At 64.2% G+C, this 16,345-nt stretch carries 16 protein-coding genes; 12 read left to right on the forward strand and 4 right to left on the reverse strand.

All coding sequences use genetic code 11. The features are described from left to right. The first annotated feature begins 40 nt into the window (after positions 1–40). From Q0R16_RS06440 to Q0R16_RS06460, 5 genes are all read left to right on the forward strand, one after another. The gene (locus Q0R16_RS06440) at positions 41–2,599 is read left to right on the forward strand and encodes a transglycosylase domain-containing protein (protein ID WP_295633753.1); all 2,559 of its coding nucleotides are present in this window, start codon (positions 41–43) and stop codon (positions 2,597–2,599) included. Between the two features lie 64 nt (positions 2,600–2,663). Beyond that, positions 2,664–3,218 carry a peroxiredoxin gene (locus Q0R16_RS06445; protein ID WP_295633756.1) on the forward strand — a complete coding sequence of 185 codons (555 nt, stop codon included), beginning with the start codon at positions 2,664–2,666 and terminating at the stop codon, positions 3,216–3,218. 125 nt (positions 3,219–3,343) lie between these two features. Next, positions 3,344–4,471 (forward strand): peptide chain release factor 2, encoded by a 1,128-nt coding sequence (gene prfB, locus Q0R16_RS06450; RefSeq protein ID WP_295633759.1) that lies wholly within the window; start codon positions 3,344–3,346, stop codon positions 4,469–4,471. A gap of 5 nt (positions 4,472–4,476) precedes the next feature. After that, complete coding sequence (locus Q0R16_RS06455; protein ID WP_295633762.1) at positions 4,477–5,226, forward strand: class I SAM-dependent methyltransferase; 750 nt, start codon at positions 4,477–4,479, stop codon at positions 5,224–5,226. Between the two features lie 26 nt (positions 5,227–5,252). After that, on the forward strand, positions 5,253–6,662 hold the full coding sequence (locus tag Q0R16_RS06460; protein ID WP_295633765.1) for a nitronate monooxygenase: 1,410 nt from the start codon (positions 5,253–5,255) through the stop codon (positions 6,660–6,662). A 15-nt stretch (positions 6,663–6,677) separates the two neighbouring features. Here Q0R16_RS06460 and Q0R16_RS06465 read toward each other — a convergent pair whose 3' ends face one another. After that, complete coding sequence (locus Q0R16_RS06465) at positions 6,678–8,036, reverse strand: ammonium transporter (protein WP_295633769.1); 1,359 nt, start codon at positions 8,034–8,036, stop codon at positions 6,678–6,680. 111 nt (positions 8,037–8,147) lie between these two features. Beyond that, a complete protein-coding gene (locus Q0R16_RS06470; protein ID WP_295633810.1) occupies positions 8,148–9,131 on the reverse strand; it encodes a D-glycerate dehydrogenase in 984 nt (327 codons plus the stop codon). A gap of 226 nt (positions 9,132–9,357) precedes the next feature. Here Q0R16_RS06470 and Q0R16_RS06475 point away from each other — a divergent pair, with 226 nt between their 5' ends. Then, a complete protein-coding gene (locus tag Q0R16_RS06475) occupies positions 9,358–9,891 on the forward strand; it encodes an SH3 domain-containing protein (RefSeq protein WP_295633772.1) in 534 nt (177 codons plus the stop codon). A gap of 50 nt (positions 9,892–9,941) precedes the next feature. Here the strand turns inward: Q0R16_RS06475 and Q0R16_RS06480 are convergent, their stop codons facing one another. Continuing rightward, positions 9,942–10,370 carry a hypothetical protein gene (locus Q0R16_RS06480; RefSeq protein ID WP_295633775.1) on the reverse strand — a complete coding sequence of 143 codons (429 nt, stop codon included), beginning with the start codon at positions 10,368–10,370 and terminating at the stop codon, positions 9,942–9,944. 83 nt (positions 10,371–10,453) lie between these two features. Beyond that, positions 10,454–11,650: an acetyl-CoA C-acyltransferase gene (locus tag Q0R16_RS06485; protein WP_295633778.1), complete on the reverse strand. Its 1,197-nt coding sequence runs from the start codon at positions 11,648–11,650 to the stop codon at positions 10,454–10,456. Positions 11,651–11,858: 208 nt separating this feature from the next. Here Q0R16_RS06485 and Q0R16_RS06490 point away from each other — a divergent pair, with 208 nt between their 5' ends. The 6 genes from Q0R16_RS06490 to Q0R16_RS06515 form a co-directional block, all read left to right on the forward strand. Further along, positions 11,859–12,641, forward strand: coding sequence for an A24 family peptidase (locus Q0R16_RS06490; RefSeq protein ID WP_295633781.1), 783 nt, complete (start codon positions 11,859–11,861; stop codon positions 12,639–12,641). A 259-nt stretch (positions 12,642–12,900) separates the two neighbouring features. Beyond that, positions 12,901–13,275 (forward strand): NADH-quinone oxidoreductase subunit A, encoded by a 375-nt coding sequence (locus Q0R16_RS06495; RefSeq protein ID WP_295633784.1) that lies wholly within the window; start codon positions 12,901–12,903, stop codon positions 13,273–13,275. After that, a complete protein-coding gene (locus Q0R16_RS06500; RefSeq protein WP_295633787.1) occupies positions 13,272–13,814 on the forward strand; it encodes an NADH-quinone oxidoreductase subunit B family protein in 543 nt (180 codons plus the stop codon). Before Q0R16_RS06495 ends, Q0R16_RS06500 begins: the two co-directional genes overlap by 4 nt. Then, positions 13,811–14,341, forward strand: coding sequence for a hypothetical protein (locus Q0R16_RS06505; RefSeq protein ID WP_295633790.1), 531 nt, complete (start codon positions 13,811–13,813; stop codon positions 14,339–14,341). Before Q0R16_RS06500 ends, Q0R16_RS06505 begins: the two co-directional genes overlap by 4 nt. Next, positions 14,341–15,204 (forward strand): NADH-quinone oxidoreductase subunit C, encoded by an 864-nt coding sequence (locus tag Q0R16_RS06510; protein WP_295633793.1) that lies wholly within the window; start codon positions 14,341–14,343, stop codon positions 15,202–15,204. Before Q0R16_RS06505 ends, Q0R16_RS06510 begins: the two co-directional genes overlap by 1 nt. Next, positions 15,201–16,345 (forward strand): NADH-quinone oxidoreductase subunit D (locus Q0R16_RS06515; protein WP_295633796.1); only part of this gene is annotated, 1,145 nt, incomplete at its 3' end. The genes Q0R16_RS06510 and Q0R16_RS06515, both read left to right, overlap by 4 nt.

Genomic DNA, 16,345 nt, shown 5'->3' on the forward strand with positions numbered 1-16,345 from the left:
CTGGCAAATCCCGGGCCTGCCGTGCTAGAGGCGCGCTCTGATGGTTGACGATACTTCTTCCGAACCGCCGCAAGCCGGTTTCACCACGCGCATCCGGCGGTCGGCGTCCGGCCTGCTGGGATCGGGGCGCGGCGCGCAACTGCGTGAACGCTGGCGTTCGAGCAAATGGCTGCGCCGCGGCGGTTATGCGCTGGGCGCGGTGCTGGTGATCTATGCGGTGGCGTGGGTGGCGATCCTGCGCGGGCTGCCATCAACCGACATGCTGCTGACGTACCAGCCGCCGCTGCCCACGATGGTGCGCGGCATCGATGGCGAAATCGTGTCGAGCTATGCCCGCGATCGGCGGGTGCAACTGCGCTACGTCGATATCCCGCAGCCGGTGATCCATGCGTACCTGGCGGCCGAGGACAAGAACTTCTTCAGCCACAGCGGCGTCGATTACGGCGGGTTGGCGCAAGCCATGGTCGATTACGTGCTGAAGTTCGGATCGGGCCGCCGCGCGCGCGGGGGATCGACGATCACCCAGCAGGTCGCCAAGAACATCCTGATCGGCAACGAATATTCGGTCGGCCGCAAGTTCAAGGAAATGATCCTGGCGCGGCGCATAGAAGGCGTGCTGACCAAGGAGCAGATCCTCGAACTCTATCTCAACCAGATTGCGCTGGGCCGGCGCAGCTTCGGCATCCAGGCTGCCAGCCGTGCATATTTCAGCAAGGACGTGGGCGAGTTGAGCCTTGAGCAGGCCGCGTTCCTGGCGATCCTGCCCAAGGCACCCGAAACCTACAGCCGCGCCCGGTTCGAAGGCCAGGCGCTCGAACGGCGCAACTGGGTGCTCGATCAGATGGTGCGCAACGGCTGGGCCAGCCGGGCCGATGCCGATGCCGCCAAGTCCAGGCCGCTGGGCCTCGTCACCATGGCGGCCGAAGCCGACAATCCCGATGCCGGCTATTTCCTCGAGGAAGTGCGCCGCCAGTTGATCGACCAATTCGGCGAAACCTCCGACGATGGTGATCATTCGGTCTATGCGGGCGGGCTGTGGGTCCGCACCTCGCTCGACACCAAGCTCCAGACCGAGGCGCAGAACGCGCTGCGTGCCGAGTTGATCCGCTACTCGGGCGGGCGCGGCTGGCACGGGCCGATCGCGCATTTCGACATTTCCTCAGGCAACTGGCAGACGCAATTGGTCACGGCCAACCTCGGCATTCATTACCAGGACTGGCGCGTCGGCATCGTCATCGAAAAGTCCGGCACGATTGGCAAGATCGGCTTCGGCGATGGTTCCAGCGGTCCGCTGGTCTCGGTGTCCGATCTGGCCAAGCCCGGCGACGTGATCGCGGTGGCGCCGATCGGCCAAGGCTTCGCGCTGCGCTTGATCCCCGAGGTTTCGGGCGGGATGGTGGTGCAGGACCCGCAGAACGGCCGTGTAGAAGCGATGCAGGGCGGGTTCGACGCGCGGTTGGGCGCTTTCAATCGCGCGACGCAAGCGTTGCGCCAGCCCGGATCGACGATCAAGCCGTTCGTTTATGCTACCGCGCTCGATTACGGGATGACCCCGTCGAGCATGGTCGAGGACGGCACGTTCTGCGTCTACCAGGGCGCCGCGCTGGGGCAGAAATGCTTCAAGAACTTCGGCAACGAGGGCGGTTCGGGCCAGCACACGATGCGCTGGGGGCTTGAGCAATCGCGCAACCTGATGACCGTGCGCATCGCCAACGATACCGGCATGGAACACGTCGTCCAGACGATCAAGAAGGTCGGGATTGGCGATTATCCGCCGTATTTGTCGATGGCGCTGGGCGCGGGCGACACCACCGTCAGCAAGATGGTCAACGCCTATTCGGCCATCGCCAACCAGGGGCGCCAGCACGCGCAGACGTTGATCGACTATGTCGAGGATCGTGACGGCAAGGTGATCTGGCGCGCCGACGAACGCCCGTGCGAAGGCTGCAGGATGCCCGAGTGGGACGGCAAGTCGATGCCGCGTGTGCGCGAAGCCGGGCAGATCGTGATGGACCCGCGTACCGCGTTCCAGGTCGAGCACATGCTCGAAGGCGTGGTCACCCGCGGCACGGCGGTGATCCTGAGCGATATCAAGCTGCCGCTGTTCGGCAAGACCGGCACGACCTCGGGCCCGACCAACGTGTGGTTCGTCGGCGGAACGCCGCAATTGATCGCGGGCGTTTACATCGGCTTCGACCAGCCGCGCAGCCTGGGCGGATATGCGCAGGGCGGGCGGATTGCCGCGCCGGTGTTCAAGCAGTTCCTGCTCGCTACGCGTGACCGCTGGAGCGATGTGCCGGCGCCGGTGCCCAAGGGCGTGCGCATGGTCAAGGTCGATCGCGTCTCGGGCCACCCGGTGTTTGCCGGCACGCCCGCCAACCGCGAGGCCAAGGCGTCGATCATCTGGGAAGCGTTCAAGCCCGAAGCCGCGCCCGACAAGTCCTCGCTGGCGAGCGAAACCAGCGTTCGAAGCCAGGTTCTCGCCGCCTTGCGCAGCCGTTTGGCCAGCCGCCGCGGATCGGTCGTCACCGTGCCGGGCAAGCAGGAAGAAGGCGGCGGCGAAGAAGGCTTCGTAGAAACCCAAGGGGGGGTCTACTAAAGCCTGCCCGTTGGTGCAGTGGTGATCGGTTGAGGATCGTGCGGCTTGGTGCTACGCTGCTCGGATGACCAAGTTCGCAACCCGTTCGCTCATTGCCCTGGCCGCCTCTGCGTTGGCCCTCGGCACCGTCTCGCCCGCGCTTGCCGCGCTGCCGCAGGGTGCCAAAGCGCCCGATTTCACAGCCAAGGGCGCGCTTGGCGGCAAGCCGTTTGCCTTCAGCCTGAAGCAGGCGCTGCGCAAGGGCCCGGTGGTCTTGTACTTCTTCCCCAAGGCTTTCACCCCCGGCTGCACGTCGGAAGCGCATGCGTTCGCCGAATCCGCCGATGACTTCCGCAAGGCCGGCGCCACCCTGATCGGCATGTCGACCGACGACCAGGCTGCGCTGGCAAAGTTCTCCTCGCTCGAATGTCGCGACAAGTTCCCGGTCGCGAGCGCCAGCCCGGCAATCGTCTCGGCTTATGATGTTGCGTTCAAGAAGGACGGCAAGGTGCTCGGGCTGACAGACCGTACCAGCTATGTCATCGGCAAGGACGGCAAGATCGCCATGGTCCATTCCAATCTGGATTGGCGCGAGCACGTGACCCTCTCGCTGGCCGCTGCGCGCAAGCTGCATCGCTGACAGGAAACTCCGGCGCTCATGGTGTGAGCGCCTTGCAGGGGCGGTGTGTCGCCGTTGCACGCCCCTTTCGCTTTGCGGCCAATCGGTCTAACGCGCGCTCTTTCGAGCTGCCGGAGTAACATTTCATGCGTGCCGAAGGGCAGGCCCACATCGATCGGATCAACAAGGCGCTGGCGCTGGTGCGCAAGTTCCTTGACTGGGATCTCGCGCTGCGGCGGCTCGATGAGCTGAACGCAAGGGTTGAAGACCCGAAGCTGTGGGACGATCCCAAAGGCGCCGAAGCGGTGATGCGCGAACGCCGCCGGCTTGAAGCCGCGGTCGGCACGGTCAACCAGATCTCGCAGGAAATGGCCGACGCGGTCGAATTCATCGAAATGGGTGAAGCCGAAGACGATGTTGCGATCGTCGATGAAGGCCACGCCACGCTGGCCGCGCTGGCGAATCGCGCCGATGCCGACAAGGTCCAGGCGCTGCTCGCGGGCGAAGCCGACGCCAACGATGCCTACCTCGAAGTCCACGCCGGCGCCGGCGGGACCGAGAGCCAGGATTGGGCCGAAATGCTCCAGCGGATGTACGCGCGCTGGGGTGAACGCCACGGCTACAAGGTCGATCTGGTTGATTACCACGCTGGCGAACAGGCCGGGATCAAGTCGGCTACACTGCTGATAAAAGGCGAGAATGCCTACGGTTACGCCAAGACCGAAAGTGGTGTGCATAGGCTGGTGCGGATCAGCCCTTACGATTCGTCGGCGCGGCGGCATACCTCGTTCAGTTCGGTGTGGGTCTATCCGGTGATCGATGATGACATCGACATCGAGATCAACCCGTCCGACCTCAAGATCGACACCTACCGCGCGTCCGGAGCAGGCGGCCAGCACGTCAACACCACCGATTCGGCGGTGCGGATCACGCATATCCCCACCGGGATCATCGTTGCCAGCCAGCAGGATCGCAGCCAGCACAAGAACCGCGCCACCGCGATGGGGATGCTCAAGGCGCGGATGTACGAGGCTGAACTGGCCACGCGCGAAGCGGTGGCGAGCGGCGAATACCAGGCCAAGACCGAGATCGGCTGGGGCCACCAGATCCGCAGCTACGTGCTCCAGCCGTACCAGCAGGTGAAGGACTTGCGCACCGGCTATGTCTCGACCAACCCGGGCGAAGTGCTCGACGGCGCGCTCGATCCGTTCATGGCCGCAGCCCTGTCGCAGCGCGTAACGGGCGAAAAGGTCAGCGTCGAGGACGATGACTGATCGTGATGCGGCTCCGCAATCTGGCGCTGATCGGAGCTTTTTGCCTCACCGCGCTCGGGGGTTGCAAGCAGGCGCCTGGGGATACTGATCGGCCAACGTCGGCGCGCGAATATCCGCGCGCCGCACGCCCGGTATCGAACGTGGTCAGCGCGCAATTTTCCACCGAAGCCGAGCGTGACAATCACAAGGAAGCGCAGACGGTGATGGATCTGGCCGCGATCGGGCCGGGCAGCAGCGTGGCCGATATCGGCGCGGGCGAGGGGTACTACACCGTCCGGCTGGGCGCGCGCGTCGGCACGAAGGGCCGGGTGCTGGCGCAGGATATCGACGGCGAGGCGATGAAGCGGCTGGGCAGGCGGGTCGAGCATGATCGGCTCGACAACGTCTCGATCATCCAGGGCGCGCCAGACGATCCCAAGCTTCCCGCCAACAGCTTCGACCGGGTCATGCTGGTGCACATGTACCACGAAGTGACCGAACCTTACGCTTTCCTGTCGCGGATGCGCGGCGCTTTGCGGGCGAATGGGCGCGTGGTCGTGGTCGATCTCGATCGGCCGACCGACCGGCACGGCATCCCGCCGGCGCTGCTGTTCTGCGAATTCGAAAGCACGGGCTTTCGCCTGACGCAATTTGTCCGTAAGCCGGAGATCGTCGGGTATTACGCGGAATTCGACGGTTCGGGCCAAAGACCGGAGCCGTCAAAGATCAGACCGTGCCGGATTCAGGGTGGGCAGGTCGTGCACGGTCAAAACTGACTGGCAGGCACATTGGCGAGGAAGTTATGTCACCATTCAAGGGCCTAAAGCCGATCCTCTATGGCGGACGCGAAGTCTGGCCACTGATCGAGGGCGGCAAGGGCGTGGCCGCAACCAACCACATGAGCTCGGGCGCCTGGGCGGCCGCGGGCGGGATCGGCACGGTCAGCGCGGTCAATGCCGATAGCTACGACGCCGAAGGCAAGATCGTGCCACAGCTTTACGCGCAGCTCACGCGGCGTGATCGGCACGAGCAGTTGATCCAGTACGCGATCGACGGCGCGGTTGAGCAGGTGCACCGCGCTTACGAGCTGTCTGGCGGCAAAGGCGCGATCAACATCAACGTGCTGTGGGAAATGGGCGGCGCGCAAGCGGTGCTCGAAGGCGTGCTGGAACGGACGCGCGGCATGATCACCGGGGTGACGTGCGGCGCGGGCATGCCTTACAAGCTGGCCGAAATCGCGCAGCGCTTCAACGTGAACTACCTGCCGATCATTTCATCGGCGCGCGCGTTTCGGGCGCTGTGGAAGCGGGCGTATCACAAGGTTTCGGACCTGATGGCGGCCGTGGTCTATGAAGACCCGTGGCTGGCCGGCGGGCACAACGGCCTTTCCAATGCCGAGGACCCGCGCAAGCCCGAAGATCCCTATCCGCGGGTCAAGGCGCTGCGCGAAACCATGCGCGCCGAGGGCATTGCCGATAGCGTGCCGATCATCATGGCCGGCGGCGTCTGGTTCCTGCGCGAATGGGACAACTGGATCGATAACCCGGAACTGGGCAGCATCGCCTTCCAGTTCGGCACGCGCCCGCTGTTGACCGAGGAAAGCCCGATCCCGCAAGGGTGGAAGGACGCGTTGCGCGATATCGAGCCGGGCGACGTGCTGCTGCACAAGTTCTCGCCCACGGGCTTCTATTCCTCGGCGGTGCTCAATCCGTTCCTGCGGAGCCTGGAGGCGCGGTCCGAACGCCAGATTCCGTATTCCAAGGTGGCGGCGGGCGAACATACCGTCCAACTCGACGTGGGCGTGCGCGGCAAGAACTTCTGGGTCGCGCCCGCAGATCGCGATCGTGCGCGCGGGTGGTTTGGCGCAGGGTTCACCGATGCCTTGCGCACCCCCGATGATACCGTGGTGTTCGTTGGCCAGGCCGAACGGGCGGTGATCCAGCAGGACCAGAAGGACTGCATGGGTTGCCTTTCGCACTGTGCGTTCTCGTCATGGAAGGACCACGACGATTACACCACCGGCCGGCTCGCCGATCCGCGCAGCTTCTGCATCCAGAAGACCTTGCAGGATATTGCGCATGGCGGCCCTATCGACGAAAACCTGATGTTCGCCGGCCACGCAGCCTATCGTTTCAAGCAGGACCCGTTCTATTCGAACAACTTCACCCCCACGGTGAAGCAACTGGTTGATCGGATTTTGACGGGGGATTGAGGGGCAGCAAGCCCCTCAATCGTGCACCCACGCGCGTTCACCATGGCTGGCCAGATCGAGGCCTTCGCGTTCGTCGTCCTCGGTCACGCGCATCGGCAGGACCAGGCTGACCATCAGCGCGGCGATCGCCGTGGCGACTGCGCTCCACAGTGCGATCACGCCGACGCCCACGCCTTGGGCAACCAGTTGGCGCGCCATGTTCATGCCCTGGGCATAGCCGGTGCCGCCGAGCGACGGCGCCATGAACACCGCCGCCAGCAACGCGCCGAGCATTCCGCCAACGCCGAAGGTTGCGAACACGCCGAGCGAATCGTCGATTTCCAGCCGCCGCCGGGTCAACCGGGTCGCACCGTAGCAGGCCACCGCTGCCAATGCGCCGAACAGGATCGCCGCGCCTGGACTGACCCATTGCGCGGCCGGCGCGATCGTGGCGAGGCCGGCCAACGCGCCCTTGGCGAAGCCGACCGAGGTGGGCTTGCCGGCGGTGAAGTTCTCGATGAGCAGCCACGCCAGCGCCGCGGCGCAAGCAGCAAGGTGGGTGTTGAGGATCGCGCTGGCGGCATCGTCACTGGCGGTCAGCGCCGATCCGCCGTTCAGACCGAACCAGCCGACCCACAGCAGCGCGGCGCCGGCCAGCGTCAACCCCGGCGCGTGCGGCAGCATCGGTGCGCGCGGGAAACCCACTCGCTTGCCCATGAGGAGCGCCACCACCAGCGCGGAAACGCCCGCGGTGGTGAAAACGACGATTCCGCCCGCGAAATCGACCGTACCGAGTTTTGCAGCCAGCCAGCCGCCGCCCCAGATCCAGTGCGCGACGGGCGCGTAGACCAGGAGGCTCCACAGCGCGGAAAATGCGACCACCCAGCCGAACCGCGCGCGATCGACCCAGGTGCCGATCATCAGAGCTGGCGCAATCGCAGCAAGGCCCATCTCGAACAGCGCGAATGTGCTTTCGGAAACGGTCGTGCCGGCGCGCACGTCATCGAGGTTGATCAGCATCCAGGCATTGCCCGCGCCGATCCATCCTCCCGATACTTGCCCGAATGCCAGCGTGTAACCGACCATCACCCACAGCAATGATGCGACTGAAATCACCGCGCCCGCTTGCACCGCCACCGACAGAAAGTTGCGTGCGCGCACTTGTCCGCCATAGAACAGCGCAAGCCCTGGCGCGGCCATCAGCAGCACCAGCGCCGAAGCCGCCAGCACCCAGGCAGTATCGCCGCTATCGGCGCCATCGGTAAGCGTGACACCGACGATCTGGCCCGTCGGCGACACGCCGACAACCTGGTTCACTGCGTCGGCCACCGGCTGCGCGAATGCCACCGCCGGCAGCGCCGCTGCGGCGATCAGTGCCGCGACCGTCTTGAGCATGGTTTTCGATTCCCCGTTGCGGTCGCCGTGGCAACCTTCGGTGGCTTTAACCACGCCAAGTCAAGATATGGTTGACGAGCATTGGCGGGGGACGCCGCTCTGCGATGGGCTTTACGCCCAGCCTTGCAGCACCTGATCGGGCGGGCGATGGCCGTCGGCCCAGAAACGGATATTGGCGATGACCTTCTCGCCCGAAGCCGCGCGGCCTTCGAACGTGGCGCTTCCAAGGTGCGGCAGGAGCGAAACGTTGGGCAAGGCGATCAAGCGCGGATCGACATCGGGTTCGTGCGCATAGACATCGAGCCCGGCACCACCGATGCGGCCGGATTCGAGCGCTTCGATCAGCGCATTTTCATCGATCAAGCCGCCGCGCGCGGTGTTGATGATATAGGCATCGGCCTTCATCAGCGCGATCCGCCGCGCATCGATCACCGGCTGGCCGTTGGTGGTGGCAGGTGCGTGCAGCGTCAGGATATCGGCATCGCGCACCAGCGTGTCGAGATCGGGCTCCCACCGCGCGCCGAGCATGTTCTCGATCGATTCGGGCAGGCGGTGGCGGTTGTGGTAGGCAATCGACAGCCCGAATGCGCGCGCGCGGTGCGCAACAGCCTGGCCGATCCGACCCATGCCGATGATGCCGAGCAGCTTTCCGCCGAGCCTGTGGCCGAGCATCGAGGATGGGCTCCAGCCCTGCCAGTTGCCTTCGCGCAGTACCCGCCCGCCATCGACGAAACGGCGCGGCACCGCGATGATCAGCGCCATCGTCATGTCGGCGGTATCATCGGTGAACACGCCGGGGGTGTTGGTGACCATGATTTTTCGCGCGCGTGCTGCCGCGAGGTCGATGTGATCGACTCCCGCGCCGAAGCTGGCGATCAGCTTTATCCGGTCCCCCGCCGCGGCGATGATCTCTGCATCGATGCGGTCGGTCACCGTAGGCACCAGCACGTCGCAATTGCGCATGGCCGCAATCAATTGCGGGCGGTTCAGCGGGGCGTCGGTGGGGTTGAGCGAGACGTGGAACAGTTCGTCCATCCGCCGTTCGGTTTCGGGCAGCAGCCGCCGCGTGACGATGACCGCCGGCTTGCCTTCGATGCGCCGCGCCGGGCGCTCTCCATAGGCCTCGGCCGCGCGGACGGCAGATCCTGGATCCAAGGGATTCGAGCCTGGCATGATGCGCAATCGCTAGGACGCCAAGGCGCATCGGGTCAAGCGAGACTTCGGGCAGGGGACATTCCTGCTGTTGCCCGTCGTGGCCGATGGTGTATCGTGTTTGGTCTTGCGGTCGGTGACGGGATCACTGGTGGAGACGAAAAGAATCATGAAACAGGCTGGTCGGCCTGCCGGGCAGCAACCCGGCACCGTGCACGCGAAGCGCTGGCTGCGGGTTGTCGTGGCCGCACTGGTTGCGCTGATGTCGGTGGAGCCGCTCCACGCTGCCGCTGATGAATATCCGCACTGGGGCTCGATCAAGGCCGACCACGCCAACATGCACGTCGGTCCGGGCTTCGATTATCGCGTGAAATACATCTACCAGCGCAAGGGTCTTCCGGTGAAAGTTCTGCGCGCGATGGGCGGGTGGTGGCTGGTCGAAGATCCCGACGGCGCGCGTGGCTGGGTGTTGCAGCGGCTGGTTGGCCACGGCCGGACCGGCATGGTCAAGGACGACATGGCCGAAGTGCGCGAGAAGAACGATGGCGGCGGGCGGCTGTTGTGGCGCGCGCGCGCGGGCGTCATCGGCAAACTCGACAAATGTTCGAGTGATTGGTGCCGCTTCACCATTCAGACTTTACAAGGCGATACGCGCCAGGGATGGGTCAATCGCAAGGCGGTGTGGGGCGCGGTCGAGTTCTGATAGGCTGAGAATTGGCCTCCCCCGAAAAGGGAGAGGCCATTCGATCGGGCTTACTTCTTCTTGTGCGGCGAAACCTTGGTCACCTTGCCGTCGGCGCCGGTCGCTTCGAAGCTGCCATCGGCGCCCGGAGCGCTGTCGGTGAAGCATTCTTCCTTGGACTTGTCGTCGGTGAAGCAGGTCTTGCCATCTTTCATCGCCATCTTGCCCTTGGCGGTCACTTTGCCTTCCGCAGTGCGATCGACAAACGCACCGTCGGCCATGATGGTGGTGACGCCCTTCTTACCATCGGGCGCAACCGTGTCATAGCTGCCCGGCTTTGGCCCTGCAGCCGCCATGGCAGGCGCGCTGGCGGCGCCCATGGCCGGGGCGCTGGCATCGCCCATTGCTGCGGCCGAGGCCGTGGCATCGGCCGCGGGAACGACCTTCGACCCGCAGGCAGACAGAAGCGCAACCGCGCCAAGAACAAGAAGCTTTTTCATGAAACGACTCTCCCCAGATATGAGGCGTTGTCCATAGCACTCCTGCGTCGGCCGATCACACCAATTCGCCCAAACGAGTTCGCCTAAACCAGTTCAATCGCCACGGCCGTCGCTTCGCCGCCACCGATGCACAGCGATGCAACACCCCTGGTCTTGCCGTGGTGCTTCAACGCGCCGACCAGCGTGGTGATGATGCGCGTGCCCGAAGCGCCGATCGGGTGGCCCAGCGCGGTCGCGCCGCCGTGGACGTTGACCTTTTCGTGCGGGATGCCGAGATCGTGCATGGCGAACATCGCTACGCAGGCGAAGGCCTCGTTGATCTCGAAAAGATCGACGTCGCCCACGCTCCAGCCCGCGCGGTCGAGCAGCTTGGTGATCGCGCCGACCGGCGCGGTGGTGAAGTCCTTGGGCAGTTGGGCGTGTCCGGCCATCGCCACCAAGCGCGCGACAGGCTTCAAGCCTTGCGCATCGGCCACGCTCTGGCGGGTGAGAACCACCGCTGCAGCGCCGTCCGATATCGACGACGAGGTTGCCGCGGTGATCGTGCCGTCCTTGGCGAAAGCGGGCTTGAGCGCGGGGATCTTGTCGGGACGACCCTTGGCGGGCTGTTCGTCGGTGTCGACCGTGGTTTCGCCGGCACGGGTCTTGAAGGTGACCGGAACAATCTCGCCGGCGAACCCGCCGTCGGCGATCGCGGCTTGCGCGCGGCGCAGCGATTCGATCGAGTAGGCGTCCTGCGCCTCGCGGGTCAGTTGGTAATCGTTGGCGGTGTCCTGCGCGAAAGTGCCCATCGCGCGGCCGGGTTCGTAGGCATCTTCCAGCCCGTCGAGGAACATGTGGTCATAAGCCGTGTCGTGCCCGATGCGCGCGCCCGAGCGGTGCTTCTTGAGCAGGTATGGGGCGTTGGTCATGCTTTCCATGCCGCCGGCGATCACCATGTCGACCGAGCCGCTGGCCAGCGCTTCTGCGCCCATGATCACCGTCTGCATACCCGATCCGCATACCTTGTTGACCGTGGTCGACTGGACCGAGGCAGGAAGTCCGGCCTTGATCGTGGCCTGGCGCGCGGGTGCCTGGCCGAGACCGGCGGGCAGCACGCAGCCCATGTAAACGCGATCAACCGAGGCGCCGTCGATGCCCGCCCGCTCGACCGCCGCCTTGACCGCCGTGGCGCCAAGGTCGGTGGCGGAAACTTCGGAAAATACGCCCTGCATCCCGCCCATCGGCGTGCGCGCGTAAGACAGGATGACAACCGGATCGGCAGCAGAGAACTGGGTCATGGCGAATGCACCTTCTTGTGCTAGGCTTGGCGGAACGGCGAGGAAACTTGAGCGCTCATACTGTTGCATTGCAGCAAAGGCAATTCGCGGTCGAGCGCGCCGGCATGCGGCGACAGGGTAAGGGGTCCACCGACATTACGCCAGATATTGGCCTCGCAACAGCTTTGAATTCCTCGGTTTCGCGGGTGATCGCGGCCGGGATGGGCGCTTGATCGCGGGGTTCGGCCAGGGCATCGCTGCGGCGATCGGCGCGCTGGCAGGGTCCTGCGTCGGCAGCTTCATCGGCACTGCGCTGGTGCGGATGCCCGAAGGCCGCTCGCTGATCCGCGGCCGTTCGGTGTGCGATGGTTGCGCAACGCACCTGTCGATCGACGATCTTGTGCCGATCGGATCATGGTTGATACTGCAAGGCCGGTGTCGCACATGTGGATCGTCGATCGGGTTCTGGCAACTTGCCGCCGAAGTGCTGGCTGCTGCGATCGGCTTCTTGCCGTGGTTTCTGGTCGACGATCCCTGGTTTGCCGCGCTTATGGTGGTGATGGGCTGGCAATTGTTGTTGCTCGCGCTGATCGACGCCCGGTATTTCCGGCTGCCTTTGCGACTGGTCGGCCTGCTTGCCGCCACCGGCCTGGCAGGGGCGACAGCCATCGCGCTGCGCGAACATGTGCCGATGCATATCACGGTTGGGCTGTTGGGTGGCGCACTGGGTTGGGGCGCATTGGCGCTGGTGCGGCTGCTTTACCGGCGGGTGCGCAGTGTCGAGGGCATGGGCGCTGGCGATCCCTGGCTGATGGGCGCGGTCGGGCTGTGGCTGGGCCCGCTGGGCGTGGTCGAAGCCTTGCTCGGCGCGAGCCTGGTCGGAATCGTTTCGGCGGTGGCGATGCTGCTGCTGAGGCAGAAGATTGCCGCCGACACTGCGCTGCCGCTGGGCACATGCATCGCGGTTGCGGCATGGCCCTTGTTCTGCCTGCAGGGGTTCGGCTGGCAATAGCCGCGGCGATTTGCGATTTTCGCAGATATCGGGTCGTCAAAATGACCCAAAGGGCATGGCCAAAGGGCATGTATCGCCCAAAATCCGAAGGTTTGCGCCCAATCCCGATTCGCCCCCACTTGCGGATCGCCCGGACCGAGACTAGGGCGCGTGGCGAACGGCGCGAGCGCGATTCCATGGAAATCGTGCAAGAGGCGCCGCCAAATCACCGCCGTGCAGCTAAGCTGTTCAATTGGGTCGTCTCCCCCGGGGTTCGCACATGGTCGATCTTTCGCAGTACCTGCCAATTCTGATCTTCCTGACCATCGCGCTCGCGCTGTCGACGGCGTTCGTGTTCCTGCCGATCGGGGTTTCTTACCTGACCGGATCGCACCAGCCGAATGCCGAGAAAAACAGCGAGTACGAATGCGGCTTTCCCGCCTTCGAAGATCCGCGCAGCCAGTTCGACGTGCGGTTTTACCTCGTCGCGATCCTGTTCATCATCTTCGACCTTGAAGCCGCGTTCCTGTTTCCTTGGGCGGTCAGCCTCAAGGACACCGGATGGGCTGGCTGGACCACGATGATGGTGTTCTTGGGCGAACTGCTGGTAGGCTTGGCCTACGCATGGAAGAAGGGGGCGCTGGACTGGGAATGAGCACTTTGATCACCCAACCTGACGCTGGCGCGATCACCGCGCCGGACGTGTCGTTCTTCAACGATCTCAACAGCCAGGTCTCGGACAAGGGTTTCCTCGTCACCTCGACCGAGGACCTGTTCCAGTGGGCGCGCACCGGTTCTCTGTGGTGGATGACCTTCGGGCTTGCCTGCTGCGCGGTCGAGATGATCCACGTCAACATGCCGCGTTATGACATGGAGCGGTTCGGCGCCGCCCCGCGCGCGTCCCCGCGCCAGTCCGACGTGATGATCGTGGCGGGCACGCTGTGCAACAAGATGGCCCCGGCGCTGCGCAAGGTCTATGACCAGATGAGCGAGCCCAAGTACGTGATTTCCATGGGAAGTTGCGCCAATGGCGGCGGTTATTACCACTACAGCTATTCGGTGGTGCGCGGCTGCGACCGGATCGTGCCGGTGGATATCTACGTGCCTGGCTGCCCGCCGACCGCCGAGGCGCTGCTATATGGCGTGATGCAATTGCAACGGAAAATCCGCCGCGCGGGGACAATCGAGCGGTGACTCCTGACCTGCCCCCAATGGTGACGCTGCAGCCTGTGGCGGTGACTGTGGCGCCAGGTGACGCTGGCGAACGAGCGGCTTGGTTCCTTCTTGACCAAGTTGATCCGGACTTCTCTGTCGAGATTCCATGCCCTCCAGAGTCTCTCAAAATTTCCGGAGGCAACGATGACTTGCTCATGGGCGGAACCTTGAAGGACGTCCGATGCGAAAAGGATGGGTTGGTTTTTCTGATCAACATAGGGGGCGTGCCGTCCGTGCCCGGCACGAAGCCCATTTTTGATAAACTGTCTAAAATGTCCGGACGTCGCGCTAGCGCGCCCACGATCGATTTGCCTGTCCCCGGCCATCGCACGTTTGCGGAGCGCTTCGAAATCGAAGGCAACCTAGTGCAGCGTTTGCTAGTCGAAATTAATCGCAACAAGGTTGTGACATTTACAGTCGGCAGCGATCCAGAGAAGAAGCCGAACCTCGAATATCAGCGACTCACCATTGATCGTTTTTTTGCCAGCTTGAAGGTGCGTTCCTGATGGCGATCTACCACTCCGCCCCGAAGATCGCCTCGAACGAGGGCGTCAAGGATACGCTTTCGGCTGCATTGGGTGATATGCTCGTCGCTGCGAAGGAGGAGCACGGCGAGGTCGTATTGTCCGTGCAACGCTACTGCATCGCGGATGCATTGCGCCTGCTTCGCGACAGCCACGACTACCAGCAATTGATGGAAATCGCGGGCGTCGATTACCCCGAGCGGGCCGAGCGGTTCGAGGTGGTGTACATGCTGCTCAGCCTGACCAAGAACCATCGCGTGATGGTCAAGGTCGACGCCGCCGAGGACGCTCCGGTGCCGACCGTCACAACGCTGTGGCCCAACGCCGGCTGGCTCGAGCGCGAAGTTTACGACATGTTCGGCGTACTGTTCGCGGGCAATCCCGACTTGCGCCGCATTCTCACAGACTATGGCTTCCAGGGGCACCCGTTCCGCAAGGACTTCCCGCTGACCGGCTATGTCGAACTGCGCTATTCCGAAGAAGACAAGCGCGTGGTCTACGAACCGGTCCAGCTTGCGCAGGACTTGCGCCAGTTCGATTTCATGAGCCCGTGGGAAGGCGCCGATTACGTGCTGCCCGGCGACGAGAAGGTGGTCGCCGCGCCGCCGCCGCCTGCCAGTCCGCCGGCACCGACACCTCCGCCTCCTGCGCCGGTCAACACGCCAAAGACGACCGAAAAATCCGAACACACCGGTGCGGGCGAGCCTGCCAATTCGCTCATCGTCGAGCCGGTCGGTGGGCCGGTCCCGGTCGAGACTTCGATCCCTGCACCCGGCGCGCCCGATCCGACCGAAAACCGGCCTGACCGCGAACCGCGCACAAAGCCTGACGGAGACGGCGCATGAGCTTTGCTCTGGAACAGTCGCCCACCACCGGCGACGAGGTCATCACCAACTACACGATCAACTTCGGCCCGCAGCACCCGGCCGCGCATGGCGTGTTGCGCATGGTGATGGAGCTTGACGGCGAGATCATCGAGCGGATCGATTGCCACGTCGGGCTGCTCCACCGCGGCACCGAAAAGCTGATCGAGCACAAGACCTACCTCCAGGCGCTGCCCTATTTCGACCGGCTCGATTACTGCTCGCCGCTGGCGATGGAGCACAGCTATGTGCTCGCGATCGAGAAGCTGCTCAACATCGAAGTGCCGCTGCGCGCGCAGTACCTTCGCGTGCTGTTCGCCGAGCTGACGCGCATCTGCAACCACATGCTCAACATGGGCAGCCATGTGATGGACGTGGGCGCGATGACGCCCAACTTGTGGCTGTTCGAAATCCGCGAGGATTGCCTCAACTTCTTCGAGCGCGCATCGGGCGCGCGGATGCACTCGGCTTGGTTCCGCCCGGGCGGGGTGCACCAGGACGTGCCGCTCAAGTTGTTGACCGACATCGCCGATTGGCTCGACACCCGCCTGCCGCGGCTGTTCGAGGATGCGATGAGCCTTGTGGTCGACAACCGCATCTTCAAGCAGCGCAACGTCGATATCGCGCTCGTCAGCAAGGAAGACGCGATCCGCTGGGGCTTCTCCGGCCCGATGATCCGCGCCGCCGGCTTGCCGTGGGACTTGCGCAAAAGCCAGCCTTACGACGTCTATGACCGCATGGATTTCGAGATCCCGGTCGGCACCAATTCGGATTGCTATGACCGGTTCATGGTCCGCGTTGAGGAAGTGCGCCAGTCGGCCAGGATCATGAAGCAGTGCATCGCCGAGATGCCCGAAGGCCCGATCGCCTCATCCGACCGCAAGGTGGTCCCGCCCCTGCGCGGCGAGATGAAAAGCTCGATGGAAGCGCTGATCCACCACTTCAAGCTCTACACCGAGGGCTTTCATGTGCCTGCCGGCGAAGTCTATGTCGCCACCGAAAGCCCCAAGGGCGAATTCGGTGTTTATCTGGTCAGCGACGGCAGCAACAAGCCCTACCGCTGCAAGATCCGCCCGACCGCGTTTTCGCACCTCCAGGCGATGGATTTCATGTGCAAGGGCCA

Origin of the sequence: Novosphingobium sp. (genome assembly GCF_025351285.1) — a bacterium.
GTDB lineage: Bacteria > Pseudomonadota > Alphaproteobacteria > Sphingomonadales > Sphingomonadaceae > Novosphingobium.

What these genes read in the sequence shown, in the direction of transcription:
- Q0R16_RS06440 (WP_295633753.1), top strand. Translation starts at nt 41, where the DNA reads ATGGTTGACGATACTTCTTCCGAACCGCCGCAAGCCGGTTTCACCACG.
- Q0R16_RS06445 (WP_295633756.1), top strand. Translation starts at nt 2,664, where the DNA reads ATGACCAAGTTCGCAACCCGTTCGCTCATTGCCCTGGCCGCCTCTGCG.
- prfB (WP_295633759.1), top strand. Translation starts at nt 3,344, where the DNA reads ATGCGTGCCGAAGGGCAGGCCCACATCGATCGGATCAACAAGGCGCTG.
- Q0R16_RS06455 (WP_295633762.1), top strand. Translation starts at nt 4,477, where the DNA reads ATGCGGCTCCGCAATCTGGCGCTGATCGGAGCTTTTTGCCTCACCGCG.
- Q0R16_RS06460 (WP_295633765.1), top strand. Translation starts at nt 5,253, where the DNA reads ATGTCACCATTCAAGGGCCTAAAGCCGATCCTCTATGGCGGACGCGAA.
- Q0R16_RS06465 (WP_295633769.1), bottom strand. Translation starts at nt 8,036, where the DNA reads ATGCTCAAGACGGTCGCGGCACTGATCGCCGCAGCGGCGCTGCCGGCG.
- Q0R16_RS06475 (WP_295633772.1), top strand. Translation starts at nt 9,358, where the DNA reads ATGAAACAGGCTGGTCGGCCTGCCGGGCAGCAACCCGGCACCGTGCAC.
- Q0R16_RS06480 (WP_295633775.1), bottom strand. Translation starts at nt 10,370, where the DNA reads ATGAAAAAGCTTCTTGTTCTTGGCGCGGTTGCGCTTCTGTCTGCCTGC.
- Q0R16_RS06485 (WP_295633778.1), bottom strand. Translation starts at nt 11,650, where the DNA reads ATGACCCAGTTCTCTGCTGCCGATCCGGTTGTCATCCTGTCTTACGCG.
- Q0R16_RS06495 (WP_295633784.1), top strand. Translation starts at nt 12,901, where the DNA reads ATGGTCGATCTTTCGCAGTACCTGCCAATTCTGATCTTCCTGACCATC.
- Q0R16_RS06500 (WP_295633787.1), top strand. Translation starts at nt 13,272, where the DNA reads ATGAGCACTTTGATCACCCAACCTGACGCTGGCGCGATCACCGCGCCG.
- Q0R16_RS06510 (WP_295633793.1), top strand. Translation starts at nt 14,341, where the DNA reads ATGGCGATCTACCACTCCGCCCCGAAGATCGCCTCGAACGAGGGCGTC.